Below are 14,525 nucleotides of genomic sequence, written 5' to 3' on the forward strand. Positions count from 1 at the left end.
AGCGCAGCCCGGCCAGATCCGCCAACCCGTACCACGCCGTCAAAAACGCCACCGGCACGCCCGCGGCCCGCGTCAGCGACCAGCCGTGCGGCACGCGTACCACCGAGCGCTGATCGACCACGGCCTGCGGGCCCACCACACCGAGGAGGCCCGTCACCATGTCTCCGACGGCCAGCCCGTCCACGCCGGGCCCGACCTCGGCGACCACACCGGCCCCCTCGACGCCCAGGTCACCGCCACCCGGGTACATCCCCAACGCCACCAGTACATCCCGGAAGTTGACGCCGACCGCGCCGACGGCCACCCGCACCTGCCCGGGACCCGGTCCGGCCGGCGTGCACGGCCGCACCTCCATATCCTCGATGGTGCCTCCACCGCCGGGCGCCAACCGCCACCAGCTGTCCGGGGGCAGCCGCAAACCCGCCGCCACCACCAGCGGCGTCAATCGTGCGCCGTACACGACTCCCTCACGAATCGCTAATTGCGTTTCACCACAACCGGTTACATCGCCCACTTCCACCGAGCCGTCGGAGTCTACGAGCATCACCCGGCCGGGATGCTCGGCCTGCGCCGAACGCACCAACCCCCACACCGCCGCGCCGGCGAGATCGCGGACCCCCTCGCCCGGCAGTGCCACCGCCCCCCGGGTCAGCACCACCAGCATGCCCGGGCCGTCACCGGCCAGCCACGACTGCAACACCGAGAGCGCCTCGGTGGTGGCCGCGCGGACCGAAGCCGGCACCGCTTCGTCGCCGGATGCCCACTCCCACAGCACGGTACCGTCGGCCGAATCGCTGCCGCGCGGCCGCACCGGCGACCACACCACCTCCAGCAAGCCGTCGGCACCGACCGGGCCGGGGGACAACCGCTCGTTCGACATCGGGCGCATCACCAATTCCCGCACCGACAGCACCGGGGATCCGGCCGGGTCGGCCAATTCCACCGACACCGCGTCCGGCCCGGCGGCGGCCACCCGCACCCGGACCCGTGAGGCGCCCTCCGCATGCAGGAACACGCCCTGCCACGAGAACGGCAGCACCAGCTTCGTCTGCGCCCCCGCCACTCCCGGCGCGTGCAGTGCCGCGTCCAGCACCACCGGATGAATCCCGAACCCCGAGGTGACACCGGCGTCCTGTGGAAGCTCGACCTCGGCGAAGATCTCGTCGCCCCGCCGCCACGCCGCCCGCAGGCCGCGAAAAGCGGGTCCGTACTGGTAACCGCGCCCGGCCAGCCCGTCATAGGCGCCACTGACATCCAACGCCTCTGCACCCACCGGCGGCCACACCGACAGATCCACGGCCGGCTCGACCGAACCCAACCCCAGAACCCCCTCGGCGTGCAGCGACCACTCCGAGCCAGGTTGCGCGGCAGCGGAATACACCAACACCGCCCGCGACCCCGAATCGCCGGGAGCATCCACCACGACCTGCAACCGCACCCCGCCGCCCCCCGACAGCACCAGCGGCGCCGACAGGGTGAGCTCCTCGAGCACCGGGCAGCCGACTTCGTCACCGGCCCGCAACATCAGTTCCACGAAGGCGGCACCCGGGAACAGCACCGTGCCGGCCACCGCGTGATCGGCCAGCCACGGCTGCGCGCTCAGCGAGAGCCGGCCCGTGAGCACCGTCTGGCCCGAGTCGGGCCGCTCCACCGCCGCACCCAGCACGCCGTGTTCGATACCGGCCAACCCGACCGCGGCCACATCGGATCCCGCCGAACCCGCGGGCAGCCAGAACCTGCGCCGCACGAAGCCGTACGTCGGCAGCGGTACCCGCCGGGCGTCCAGCCCGGTGAACGCCGCGGGCCAATCCACCCGCAGACCGGCGACGTTCGCCTGCCCCACCGACAGATGGAACCGCTCCAGGCCACCGTCGTCGCGCCCCAGGGTGGGAACCACGACAGCGTCGCCCCGTTCGGCAACGGTGTCCTCGATGCCGGCGATCAGCACCGGGTGCGGGCTGGACTCGACGAAAACCCGGTATCCGTCCGCATGCGCGTTGCGGACCGCACGTTCGAATTGCACTGTCTGGCGGAGGCTTTGGTACCAGTACTCGGCGTCGAGTCCGGCGGTGTCGACGGGGGTGCCGGTGACGGTCGAGAAGAAGGCTACCGACGATGAACGTGGCTCGATCCCGTTCAGCGCCTCGGCAAGGGGCTCCCGGATCGCGTCGACCTGCTGCGAGTGCGACGCGTAGTCCACGTCGATGGTGCGGGCCCGCACGTCGCCGGCCGCACAACGGCACATCAGTTCGTCCAGCGCAGCGGGCTCGCCGGAGACCGCCACAGACGAAACACCGTTGACAGCGGCGACGTTCAGGCGATCAGCCCACGGCGCGATCAACTCGAGCGCCCGCTCCGCGCCGCAGGCCAGTGACACCATGCCGCCCGCGCCCGCCAGCCGCACCAGCAGCCGGCTGCGCAACGCCACCACCCGCGCGGCATCCTCGAGCGACAGCGCCCCGGCCACGTAGGCCGCCGCGATCTCGCCCTGGGAATGACCGATCACCGCGTCGGGTGTCACGCCCACCGAGCGCCACAGCTCGGCCAACGACACCATCACCGCCCACAGCACCGGCTGCACCACGTCGACCCGGTCCAGCCCGGGTGCGCCGGGCGCGCCGCGCAGAACGTCGATCAGCGACCATCCCACGTGCTCGCCGAGCGCCTTGTCGCAGCGCGTCATGTGTTCGGAGAACACCGTTGAGTCGTCGAGCAACTGGGCGCCCATGCCGGCCCACTGCGAGCCCTGACCGGGAAACACGAACACGGTCTTGCCCACCGGCCGTGCCCGGCCGACCGCCACGCCCGCGCCCGGGGCACCGTCGGCCAGTCCCGCCAGGCCGCTCATCAGCTGCCCGCGATCCGCCCCCGCCAGCACCGCCCGGTGCTCGAACAGCGACCGTGTCGACACCAGCGACCAACCCACGTCCACCGCCGAGGAGTCCGCGTCGGCCGACAGGTGTGCCAGCAACCGCGCAGCCTGGTTCGTCAGCGCCTCGGCCGTCCGCGCCGAGAGCACCCAGGGCACCGGCGCATCGGTGCGTCCGGGCACGGGACTTTCCGGTCCGGCGGGGGCCTCCTCGACGATCACGTGCGCGTTGGTGCCGCTGATCCCGAACGACGACACGCCCGCTCGCCGAGGACGGCCCTCGGCGGGCCAGGGGCGCGGCTCGGTGAGCAGTGACACCGCGCCGGCCGACCAATCCACGTGCGGCGTCGGTGCGTCCACGTGCAGCGTCCTGGGCATCACCCCATGCCGTATCGCCTGCACCATCTTGATCACCCCGGCCGTCCCCGCCGCGGCGGAGGTGTGCCCCATGTTGGATTTGATCGACCCCAACCACAACGGCCGGTCCGCTGGGCGGCCCTGCCCGTAGGTCGCCAGAAGGGCTTGTGCCTCAATCGGATCCCCGAGCGTCGTGCCGGTACCGTGCCCCTCGACCACGTCCACGTCGGCCGTGCCCAGCCGGGCGTTGGCCAGCGCGGCGCGGATCACCCGCTGCTGCGAGGGGCCGTTGGGAGTGGCCAAGCCGTTGGAGGCGCCGTCCTGATTCACCGCCGTACCCCGCAGCACCGCAAGCACCGGATGGCCCAGCCGGCGCGCATCGGTCAACCGCTCCAGCACCAGCATCCCTGCGCCCTCGGAGAATCCCGTGCCGTCGGCGGCGTTTGCGTAGGCCTTGCACCGACCGTCGGCGGCCAGCGCACGCTGCCGGCTGAACTCGATGAACATCGCCGGGGTCGCCATGACCGTGACGCCGCCGGCCAGCGCCAGATCGCACTCGCCCGAGCGCAGCGACTGCGCCGCCAAATGCATCGCCACCAGAGACGACGAACAGGCCGTATCCACCGACACCGCCGGGCCTTCCAGCCCCAGCGTGTACGCCACCCGGCCCGAGGCCACGCTCAGCGTCGAACCGCGCAGCCCGTAGCGCTCCAATTCGCCGGGTACGCGCCCCTGGCCCCCGTAGGAACCGTGAAACACCCCGGCGAACACGCCCGTCGGTGAGCCGCGCAACGTCAACGGGTCGATTCCGGCGTGTTCCAACGCCTCCCACGACACCTCCAGCAGCAGGCGCTGCTGGGGATCCATCGCCAGCGCCTCGCTGGGCGCGATCCCGAAGAACGCGGCGTCGAAATCTGCCACCGCGGCCAAAAAACCGCCCGAGTGGGTGTAGGACTTGCCCGTCGCGTCGGGATCGGGATCCACCAGCGTTGCCACATCCCAACCCCGGTCCGTGGGAAAGTCGGAGACCACGTCGCGGCCGGCGGCGACCAGCTGCCACAACCCTTCCGGGGAATCCACCCCGCCCGGATAGCGGCAACCCATCCCCACCACCGCCACCTGCTCGGTGGCCAGCGCGAGATACTGGCGGTTCTCTCGCTTGAGCCGCTCGTTTTCCTTCAGGGTCTTACGCAGGGCCCCGACGAGCTCGTCGTGGCTGCTGTTCACCGATCCAAGGCCCTCATGCTGCTCAGCGGGCGCATCAGTGCCAGTGAAGTAACACAAGTTCGGAACAGAACCCCGGACCCATCGCGATCATCAGCCCAGGAGTGTCACTGGGCGGCGGTTTGGCGATGGTGTCGCGCAACACGTGCAGCACCGACGCCGACGAGAGGTTACCGATCTCCCCGAGCGAGCGCCAGGTCAGTTCCAGGGCCTGTGGCCCCAGGTTCAGGCTTTCGGTGATCGCTTCGATGATCTTGGGACCGCCGGGGTGGGTGACCCACGCGCCGATGTCGGTCGTCGTCAGGCCGTGGTCGCCCAGGAACGACGTGACGTCGTCGGCCAGATACTGGCGGACCGTGTCCGCCAGGTCCCGGGACAGCACGAGCTCGAACCCCGAGGAGCCGACGTCGTATCCCATGGTGCGCAGCGAGTCCGGGTACAGATGGCTGCGCGAGTCGAGGATGTCGGGCCCGCCGGCCCTGAGGTGCGGGTCCTGTTCGGCGCGGCGCTCGCCGACGGCCACCACCGCGCCGGCGCCGTCGCCGAACAACGCGCTGCCGACCAGGCCCGGCAGCGACGGCTTGTAACCCGGGTAGGTCAGCGAGCAGAGCTCGACCGAGACCAGGGCCGCGACACCGTCCGGTGCGCCGCGCAGGTAGTCGTGCAGTCGGCCCACACCCGCCGCGCCGGCCACGCAGCCCAGACCGAAAAGAGGCACTCTGCGCACGTCGTCGCGCAGACCGAGTCGTCCGGCGATCCGGGCGTCCAGCGACGGCACAGCCAGACCGGTCACCGTCGCCGTGATGAGCACGTCGACGTCCTGCGGCTGCAGACCTGCCTCGTCCAGGGCGCCCGCGAGGGCCTCGCATCCGAGGTCGACGGCGCTGTCGATGAAGATCCGGTTGGCCACCCCGAACTCGGTGAGGTTCGGGTACCGCTCCAGCGGCAGGACCAGGTGACGACTGTTGACCTTGGCGCTGGCGTGCAGCTGCCGGACGATGTCCTCGTACCCCTCGAACTCCGGAATGCTGACGAAGAAATCGGTCAATTCGGACTGCGAGTAGCGGTACGGCGGTAACGCACCGCACACTCCTGCGACGACACTCATAGGCCCCACCTTCTGGAAACGAGGGTCAGGGCCGAAAGGTTCGGCCGAAGCCCTCGATGAGGAAGTTTAGTCTGCGTTTTCGACGGCCGGAAAACCGCCGCTACAGCAACCGACCGCCTCAGCTACGACGCAGCCGGTTCCGCAGGTCCTCGCCGGCCGCCCCGATCGCGGCCAACTGCTCAGCGACCCGCACCGGAGCGGTGCCGCCGCGGGCGTCCCGCGAGCACACCGACCCCTCGATCGTGAGCACCTCGCGGACCCGGGGCGTCAGCTCGGGACTGACCGCGGCGAGCTCGTCGTCGGTCAGCTCGTCGAGGCCGACGCCGCGCGCTTCGGCGGCCCGCACGGCCCCACCCGCGACCTCGTGCGCGGAACGGAACGGCACACCCTGGCGGACCAGCCACTCGGCGACGTCGGTGGCCAGCGTGTGGCCGGCCGGCGCCAGGGCCGCCATCCGCTCGACGTCGAACGTCAGGGTGGACACCAGCCCCGTCATGGCCGGCAACAGCAGCTCCAGCTGGGCCACCGAATCGAACACCGGCTCCTTGTCCTCCTGCAGGTCGCGGTTGTAGGCCAGGGGCTGCGCCTTCAGTGTCGCCAGCAACCCGGTCAGGTTGCCGATCAGCCGACCCGACTTGCCGCGCGCCAGCTCGGCGATGTCGGGGTTTTTCTTCTGCGGCATGATCGAGCTTCCAGTCGACCACGAGTCGTGCAGCCTGGCGTAGCCGAACTCCGTGGAACTCCACAAGATGATGTCCTCGGCAAGCCGCGACAGGTCGACGGCGATCATCGCGAAGACGAACGCGGCCTCAGCGGCGAAATCCCGGGCCGCGGTGGCGTCGATCGAGTTCTCTGCGGCAGCGGAAAAGCCCAGATCCGCGGCGATGGCGTCCGGGTCCAGCCCCAGCGACGAGCCGGCCAGCGCGCCCGAGCCGTACGGGGAAACCGCCGCGCGCTTGTCGAAGTCGACGATGCGATCCACGTCACGCAGCAGCGGATGCGCATGCGCGAGCAGATGGTGGGCCAGCAGGACCGGCTGCGCGGATTGCAGGTGGGTCTTGCCGGGCATGATCGCGGTCGGATGGGCCCCGGCCTGGGTGGCCAGCGCGGCGACGAGGCCCAGTGTCCCGTCGGCGACCCGGCGCGCCGCGTCGCGCAGCCACATCCGGAACAGGGTGGACACCTGGTCGTTGCGTGACCGGCCGGCGCGCAGGCGCCCGCCCAGATCCGGTCCGACCCGGTCGATCAGTCCGCGCTCGATCGCGGCGTGCACGTCCTCGTCGCTGGCCAGCGGGGCGAAGCTGCCGTCGGCGACGTCTTCAGCGAGACTGTCCAGGCCGGCCAGCAGCCCGTCGCGTTGCTCCTCGGTGAGCAGCCCGGCCCGGAACAGGACCACGGTGTGGGCCTTGGAGGCGGTGATGTCGTAGGGGGCCAGCACCCAGTCGAAGTGGGTGGACTTGCTCAGCGCGGCCAATGCGTCCGACGGCCCGTCGGCGAACCGCCCGCCCCACAAAGACCCCTCGCGCGTGCTCATTTCTCCGCCGCGAGCAGTCGCAAATACCCTGCTGCGCCCGGCGCGTCGGGGGCATGTGCCGCAGGTACCTCCCGCTGGCGGGGGGCTGCTCGCCCGGAAACCGTCACGCCAGGTCCCGGCGGGCGGCCAGCTTGGACGACAACCCGTGCACGTAGACGAAGCCCTTGGCCGCCGACTGGTCGAAGCTGTCACCCTCGTCGTAGGTGGCCAGGTTGAAGTCGTAGAGGGATTCGGCGCTGCGCCGGCCGTTCACGGCGATGTGGCCGCCGTGCAACACCATCCGGATCTCCCCGGAGACGTGCTCCTGGGTCGTGGCGACGAACGTCTCCAGCGCCGTCTTCAGCGGCGAATACCACAGGCCGTCGTAGACCAGTTCGGCCCAGCGCTGGTCGGTGTGGCGCTTGAACCGCCCCAGCTCGCGCTCGAGGGTGACGTGCTCGAGTTCGGTGTGGGCCGTGATCAGCACCATCGCCCCGGGCGCCTCGTAGATCTCGCGGCTCTTGATGCCCACCAGGCGGTCCTCGACGACGTCGAGGCGCCCCACGCCCTGCGCGCCGGCGCGCTCGTTGAGCTCCCTGATCGCCTGCAGCATGGTGACCGGCTTGCCGTCGATCGACACCGGCACCCCGCGCTCGAACCCGACGATCACCTCGTCGGGTGTGCTCCAGTTCAGGGTCGGGTCTTCGGTGTAGGCGTAGATGTCCTTGGTGGGCGCGTTCCACAGGTGTTCCAGGAAGCCCGTCTCCACCGCGCGGCCCCACACGTTCTGGTCGATGGAGAACGGCGAGCGCTTGGTGACGTTGATTGGGATGGCGTTCTCCTCCGCGAACGCGATGGCCTTCTCCCGCGTCCAGGCGTAGTCACGGACCGGCGCCAGCACCTCGAGATCCGGTGCCAGCGAGGCGAATCCGACCTCGAAGCGGACCTGGTCGTTGCCCTTGCCGGTGCAGCCGTGCGCGACGATGCCCCCACCGTGCTCGCGGGCGGCCGCCACCAGATGCTTGGCGATCAGCGGCCGGCTGATCGCCGACACCAGCGGGTAACGATCCATGTAGAGCGCGTTGTTCTGCACGGTGGGCAGGCAGTAGCCCTGCGCGAACTCGTCGCGCGCGTCGACGACAACCGCCTCCACGGCGCCGCAGTCCAGCGCCCGACGCCGGATGACCTCCATGTCCTCGCCGCCCTGGCCGAGGTCGATCGCGACCGCCACGACCTCGCGGCCGGTCTCCTTACCTATCCAGCTGATCGCCACCGAGGTGTCCAGGCCACCGGAATACGCCAGGATGACGCGTTCTGACATGAACCAACTCCTTTGATTGAAAGGCTTACGTGAGCTTGTCGAGCACACTGGCCAACTCGGCGCCGGTCATCGGCTCACGGGCGGCCACGAAGACGGTGTCGTCGCCCGCGATGGTGCCGACGACGTACGGTAGCGCCGCGCGATCGATCGCGCTGGCCAAATAGTCCGCCGCGCCGGGCGGAGTCCGCAGCACCGCCAGGTTCCCACTGGCGTCCGCCGACACCAGCAGGTCGCTCAGCAGCCGCGACAGCCGCGCGGTGCCACCGGACACCCCGCGCACCGGGCTGCCGTCCTCGGGCACGATGTAGGCCCCGACGCCGCCGTCGGCGCCGCGCAGCTTGACCGCGCCCAGTTCCTCGAGGTCACGCGACAGCGTGGCCTGGGTGACGTCGATGCCCTCGCGGGCCAACCGGGCGGCCAGCTCGCTTTGGCTGTGCACCGGCGACGACGACAGGATCGCCACGATCCGGGCCTGTCGCCCGGCCCGGGTGGTCTCCGGTGCCGCCTTCGAGCGGGTCATCGTGCCCGCTCCAGCAACCACACCAGCAGCGCCTTCTGGGCGTGCAGGCGGTTCTCGGCCTCGTCCCAGACGGCGCTGGCCGGCCCGTCCATCACCTCGTCGGTGATCTCCTGGCCGCGGTGCGCCGGCAGGCAATGCAGCACGATGACGTCAGTGTCGGCCAGACTCAACAGTCGCGAATCGAGCTGATAGGGCCGGAACGGGCCGACCCGGTCGAGCCCGTCGGCCTCCTGTCCCATCGACGTCCAGGTGTCGGTCACCAGGACGTCGGCGCCCGCGGCGGCCGTCTCGGCGTCGGTGGTGACGGTCACCGACGCGCCGGTGGCCTGCGCACGGCGCTCGGCCGCCGACAACACATCCCGGTCCGGGACGAAGCCGTCCGGAGCGGCGATGGTGACGTGGATGCCGGCGGTGGCCCCGCCCAGCATCAGCGAGTGGGCCATGTTGTTGGCCCCGTCCCCGAAGTAGGACAACCGCAGCCCGCGCAACGCCCCCTTGCGTTCGGCGACCGTCTGCAGGTCGGCCAGCACCTGGCAGGGGTGGAACTCGTCGGACAGCGCGTTGACCATCGGCACCGTCGCGGTCGAGGCCATGGCCTCCAGGCGCTCCTGCCCGAACGTGCGCCAGACGATCGCCTCGACGTAGCGCGACAACACGTTCGCGGTGTCCTGCAACGTCTCGTCACGTCCCAGCTGGGTGGCGTGGCTGTCGACGACGACGGCATGCCCGCCGAGCTGGGCTATGCCGAGCTCGAACGAGAACCGGGTGCGCGTGGAGTTCTTGTCGAAGATCACGGCGACGCCGCGGGGCCCCTCGAGCGGACGGCAGCTGAATGGATCTTTCTTCAGTTCCGCTGCCAGAGAGAGGATTTCGGCCTGCTCCTGGGGCGACACGTCGTCATCGCGCAGAAAGTGCCTCATGCCGGTGTCCCGGCCGCGTCGAGGATTCCCGGCAGCGCGGCGACGAAGCTGTCCGCCTGGGCCTCGGTGATGATCAGCGGCGGCGCGAGCCGCAGCACGTCGGGCGCCGGGGCGTTGACGAGGAACCCGGCCTCGCGCGCGGCGGCCTCGGCGTCCTTGGCGCGCGGCGCGGTCAGCGCGACGCCCAGCAGCAGTCCGCGCCCGCGCACGTGATCGATCATCGGGTGCCCGAGCGCCTCGATGCCGTGACGCAGCGACTTGCCCATCATCTCGGCGTGGCGGACCAGGCCCTCGGCAGCCAGCACCCGCACCACCGCCAGCGCCGCCGCGGTGCAGACCGGGTTGCCGCCGAAGGTGCTGCCGTGCAGACCCGGCGTCAGCAGGTCGGCGGCCGGGCCGATGGCCAGGCACGCCCCGATGGGCAGTCCACCGCCGAGCCCTTTGGCCAATGTCACCACGTCGGGGGTGATGCCGTCGTGTTGATGGGCGAAAAACGCTCCGGTGCGCCCCATCCCGGTCTGCACCTCGTCGATGGCCAGCAGCGCGCCGTGCCGCGCGGTGATGTCACGCGCGGCGGCCAGGTAACCCTCGGGCGGCACGACGACGCCGCCCTCCCCCATGATCGGTTCGAGGAACACCGCGGCCGTGGCGTCGTCGACCGTGGACGCAAGCGCCCCGGCGTCCCCATAGGGCACGTGGGTGACGTCGCCCGGCAGCGGGGCGAACGGTGCCTGCTTGCTCGGCTGACCGGTCAGCGCCAGCGCCCCCATCGTCCTGCCATGGAAACCGCCTTGTGCGGCAACGATCTTGGTGCGGCCGGTGAGCCGGGACACCTTGAAGGCCGCCTCGTTGGCCTCGGCGCCGGAGTTGCAGAAGAACACCCGGGCCGGCGCGGACGCGTCGAGCAGGGCGACCAGTTCTTCGGCCAGCGCGATGCCGGGCTCGGCGGCGTAGAGGTTCGAGGTGTGGCCCAGCGTCTGCATCTGCTGCGTGACGGCCTCGATCACCGCGGGGTGCCGATGGCCCAGCACGTTGACCGCGATGCCGCCGAGCAGATCCAGGTAGGTCTTGCCGTCCAGGTCGGTGACCGTGGCGCCCTCGCCACTGGCCAGGGCGATGGCCGGGGTGCCGTAGTTGTTCATCATGACGGCGCCCCAGCGGTGTCGCATCTCCTCGGTGCGCGTCTTAATCAACGGTCCCGCTCCTGTTCATCGCTGCGTCCCCCTCGCCGCTGCGCGGCTGGGGGTCCCCCCACTGCATCGTCGCCGTCACGTGCTCACCACCTTGGTTCCGGTGCCCGCGTCGGTGAAAAGCTCCACCAGCACGCAGTGTTTGACCCGGCCGTCGATGATGTGCGCGCTGGGCACGCCGCCCGCGACGGCCCGCAGACACGCCTCGACCTTCGGAATCATGCCCTCCTCCAGCGTGGGCAGCAGTTGCGCCAGCGTGGCGATGTCGATTTCGCTGACCAACGACTCCCGGTCGGGCCACTGCGTGTAGAGGCCCTCGACATCGGTGAGCACCAACAGCTTCTCGGCCCCCAGGGCCTCGGCCAGCGCCGCGGCGGCGGTGTCGGAGTTGATGTTGTGCACCACGCCGTCCTCGTCGGGCGCCAACGTCGAAACCACCGGGATACGTCGCGCCGCAATCAGATCCAGCAGGGCCGCGGTGTTGACGTGGGCGACGTCTCCGACCAGGCCGATGTCGGTGGCCACGCCGTCGACGGTGACGCTGCGCCGGATCGCGGTGAACAGCTGGGCGTCCTCACCGGTGACGCCGACGGCATAGGGTCCGTGTGCGTTGACGAGATTGACCAGTTCGCGCCCGACCTGCCCGAACAGCACCATCCGCGCCACGTCAAGCACTTCCGGCGTCGTGACGCGGAATCCGCCCTTGAAGTCTCCCGCGATGCCCAGGCGCCGCAGCATGGCGGTGATCTGGGGGCCGCCGCCGTGCACGACGACGGGGTGGATGCCGCAGTTGCGCAGGAACGCCATGTCCGCGGCGAAGGCGTGTTTGAGTGTGTCGTCGATCATGGCGTTCCCGCCGTATTTGACCACGACGATCTTGCCGTGCAGCTGCTTGAGCCAGGGCAGGGCTTCGGCGAGCACCTCGGCCTTGAGCTGGGTGGGCAGGGTGTCGATGTTCACGAGCTGTAGGCCGAGTTCTCTTCGACGTAAGCGTGTGAGAGGTCGGTGGTCCGGACCGCGGCCCGCCCGTCACCGACCGCGAGGTCGACGGTGACGTCGACGTCGGCCCCCGACAGATCCACCTCGCGCGCCCCGGGCACCCCGACGCTGTCGACGCAGACCGGGGACCCGTTGAAAGAAACGGTAATTCGATCGGGGTCCAGGTACACCGGCGCCATGCCGACGGCCGCCAGCACCCGGCCCCAGTTGGGGTCGGACCCGAACAGCGCGGTTTTGACCAGGCTGTCGCGGGCGACCATGCGTGCGACAGTGAGCGCGTCGTCGTCGCAGGGGGCCCCGGTGACGGTGACGACGACGCGCTTGGTGACGCCCTCGGCGTCGGCCTGCAGTTGCGCGCACAGGTCGTCGCAGGCCCGCAGCACGGCCTCGTCGAGATCAGCCTGGGGTGGGGCGATTCCGCTGGCGCCCGACGCCAGTAACAGCACGGTGTCGTTGGTGGAGCAGCTGCCGTCGACGTCGAGCCGATCGAAGGTGTGCGCGGTGGCGTAGCGCAGCGCCGCCTCGAGGGCCGCCGGTTCGGCGGCGGCATCGGTGGTGAGCACGCACAGCATGGTGGCCAGCGACGGGGCGAGCATGCCCGCGCCTTTGGCCATGCCGCCGACCGTCCAATCGTTCCGATGATGCACGGCAACCTGTTTGGCGCGCGTGTCGGTGGTCATGATGGCCTGGGCGGCCTCGTCGCCGCCGGACAGGCCGCCGGCCATCTCGCGCACGATGTCGCGTACCCCGGCGAGCACCTTGTCCATCGGCAACCGGTCACCGATCAGGCCGGTGGAGCAGACGGCGACCTCGATGGCCCCGGTCTGGGTTCCCCACTCCGACAACGCGGCGGCGACGGCCTCCGCCGTGGCATGGGTGTCCTGGAAGCCGCCCGGCCCGGTACAGGCGTTGGCGCCGCCGGAGTTGAGGATGACCGCCCGCAGCCGCCCGGTGGTGAGCACCTGCTGGCTCCACAACACCGGCGCCGCCTTGACCTTGTTGCTGGTGAAGACACCGGCGGCCGCGTGGTCGGGCCCTTCGTTGAAGACCAGTGCGAGATCCCGGGCACCCGACGCCTTGAGCCCGGCGGCGATGCCGGCGGCCCGGAATCCGGCCGGGGCGGTCACGCCCTGTTCGCGCAGCACCCTCACGGCGCCACCCCGACCACCGAAAGGCCTTCGGTCTCTTGCCAGCCCAGCGCCAGGTTCATCGACTGCACCGCCGCGCCGCCGGTGCCCTTGACCAGGTTGTCGATCGCGGCGATCGCCACGAAGGTCTGGGCGGCCTCGTCGACCGCCACGGCGAGGTGCGCCGCGTTGCTACCGATCACCGCGCCGGTCCGGGGCAGCTGACCCTCGGGCATCACATAGATGAAAGGCTCTGCCTGGTAGACCTTGTCGTAGGCCGCCCGCAGCTGCGACAGCGGCGCGCGGGTGCGCGCGGTGCACGTGGCCAGGATCCCGCGCGACGTCGGGATCAGCACCGGGGTGAACGACACCGTGACGTCGCGGCCGGCGACCGCCTCCAGCCCCTGGGCGATCTCGGGGGTATGCCGGTGGGCGCCGGCGATGTTGTAGGCCCGGGCCGATCCGATGACCTCCGAGCCGAGCAGGTCCGTCGTGGCCGCCCGGCCGGCGCCGGACGTGCCGCTGACGGCGACGACGGTGACGGCGGGCTCGACCAGGCCCTCGGCCAGCGCCGGCCACAGCGCCAGCAGCGCCGCGGTCGGGTAACAGCCGGGCACCGCGATGCGCCGCGCGCCGCGCAGCCGCTCGCGTGCGCCGGGCAACTCCGGCAACCCGTAGGGCCAGCTGCCGGCATGCGGGGAGCCGTAGAAGCGCTGCCAGGCGGCGGCGTCGGTGAGCCGGAAGTCCGCGCCGCAGTCGATGATCAGGGTTTGCGGGCTCAGCTGTTCGGCCAGCGCCGCGGAATGCCCGTGCGGCAAGGCCAGGAACACCACGTCGTGGCCTGCCAGCACGGACGGGTCCGTGGGCTCGACCACCCGCTGCGCCAACGGCGTCAGGTGCCGGTGGTGCTCACCCAGCGTGCTGCCGGCGCTGGCGGCGGCGGTCACCGCTCCGACGGCGAGTCGCCCGTCGGCGTAGGCGGGATGCCCGAGCAGCAGCCGCAGAATCTCACCGCCCGCGTAGCCGGTGGCCCCGGCTACCGCCACGTTCAGCATGTCGGCCATTCCCGCAATGCTGCATGGTTATGCAGTCTTTTGCAAATCCATACTGATTGCCCGCGCGGCGGTGGACACGAGTCCGGGAGCCGAGCCGCCGAGGCCGGGTCCGGTGACGATGGCTATGGAGTGATGGCCTGAGCCAGTTGCGCGGGCGCGTAGACCAGCAGGCCGGTGGCCAGGCCGCTGAGCGGGGTGCCGCCGACGGTACTGGTGATCGATGCGCCAAGCGGAAGGCCCGATATCGTCGCGGTGTAGGGCGTCACCGGAACCAGAAGACCGTTCAACGGAACGTTCACGGTCGCCGGATAGCCGCTGACGT

10 protein-coding genes and 1 pseudogene are annotated in these 14,525 nt (G+C 70.7%); all 11 read right to left on the bottom strand.

Annotated elements, in window-relative coordinates; translation table 11 throughout:
- On the bottom strand, positions 1 to 4,453 hold a 4,453-nt coding region (locus tag AC2VOK_RS13620; protein ID WP_428900953.1), incomplete at its 3' end, for a type I polyketide synthase.
- Between the two features lie 34 nt (positions 4,454 to 4,487).
- Positions 4,488 to 5,558 carry a type III polyketide synthase gene (locus tag AC2VOK_RS13625; protein WP_428900954.1) on the bottom strand — a complete coding sequence of 357 codons (1,071 nt, stop codon included), beginning with the start codon at positions 5,556 to 5,558 and terminating at the stop codon, positions 4,488 to 4,490.
- A gap of 118 nt (positions 5,559 to 5,676) precedes the next feature.
- Positions 5,677 to 7,092, bottom strand: coding sequence for an argininosuccinate lyase (gene argH, locus AC2VOK_RS13630; RefSeq protein ID WP_428900955.1), 1,416 nt, complete (start codon positions 7,090 to 7,092; stop codon positions 5,677 to 5,679).
- A 103-nt stretch (positions 7,093 to 7,195) separates the two neighbouring features.
- On the bottom strand, positions 7,196 to 8,392 hold the full coding sequence (locus tag AC2VOK_RS13635) for an argininosuccinate synthase (RefSeq protein ID WP_428900956.1): 1,197 nt from the start codon (positions 8,390 to 8,392) through the stop codon (positions 7,196 to 7,198).
- Positions 8,393 to 8,417: 25 nt separating this feature from the next.
- Positions 8,418 to 8,912 (bottom strand): arginine repressor, encoded by a 495-nt coding sequence (locus tag AC2VOK_RS13640; RefSeq protein ID WP_428900957.1) that lies wholly within the window; start codon positions 8,910 to 8,912, stop codon positions 8,418 to 8,420.
- On the bottom strand, positions 8,909 to 9,832 hold the full coding sequence (argF, locus tag AC2VOK_RS13645; RefSeq protein WP_428900958.1) for an ornithine carbamoyltransferase: 924 nt from the start codon (positions 9,830 to 9,832) through the stop codon (positions 8,909 to 8,911). The genes AC2VOK_RS13640 and argF overlap by 4 nt, the downstream gene beginning before the upstream one ends.
- Positions 9,829 to 11,025, bottom strand: a complete 1,197-nt coding sequence (locus AC2VOK_RS13650; protein WP_428900959.1) for an acetylornithine transaminase — start codon at positions 11,023 to 11,025, stop codon at positions 9,829 to 9,831. Before AC2VOK_RS13650 ends, argF begins: the two co-directional genes overlap by 4 nt.
- 75 nt (positions 11,026 to 11,100) lie before the next feature.
- Positions 11,101 to 11,982, bottom strand: a complete 882-nt coding sequence (gene argB / locus AC2VOK_RS13655) for an acetylglutamate kinase (protein ID WP_428900960.1) — start codon at positions 11,980 to 11,982, stop codon at positions 11,101 to 11,103.
- Positions 11,979 to 13,214: a bifunctional glutamate N-acetyltransferase/amino-acid acetyltransferase ArgJ gene (argJ, locus tag AC2VOK_RS13660; RefSeq protein ID WP_428900962.1), complete on the bottom strand. Its 1,236-nt coding sequence runs from the start codon at positions 13,212 to 13,214 to the stop codon at positions 11,979 to 11,981. The genes argB and argJ overlap by 4 nt, the downstream gene beginning before the upstream one ends.
- Complete coding sequence (gene argC / locus AC2VOK_RS13665) at positions 13,169 to 14,212, bottom strand: N-acetyl-gamma-glutamyl-phosphate reductase (protein ID WP_428900961.1); 1,044 nt, start codon at positions 14,210 to 14,212, stop codon at positions 13,169 to 13,171. Before argC ends, argJ begins: the two co-directional genes overlap by 46 nt.
- Before the next feature lie 113 nt (positions 14,213 to 14,325).
- Positions 14,326 to 14,525: pseudogene (locus tag AC2VOK_RS13670) on the bottom strand (hypothetical protein); the annotation flags it as partial.

The sequence above is a fragment of the Mycobacterium sp. TH-M116 genome (genome assembly GCF_057473685.1).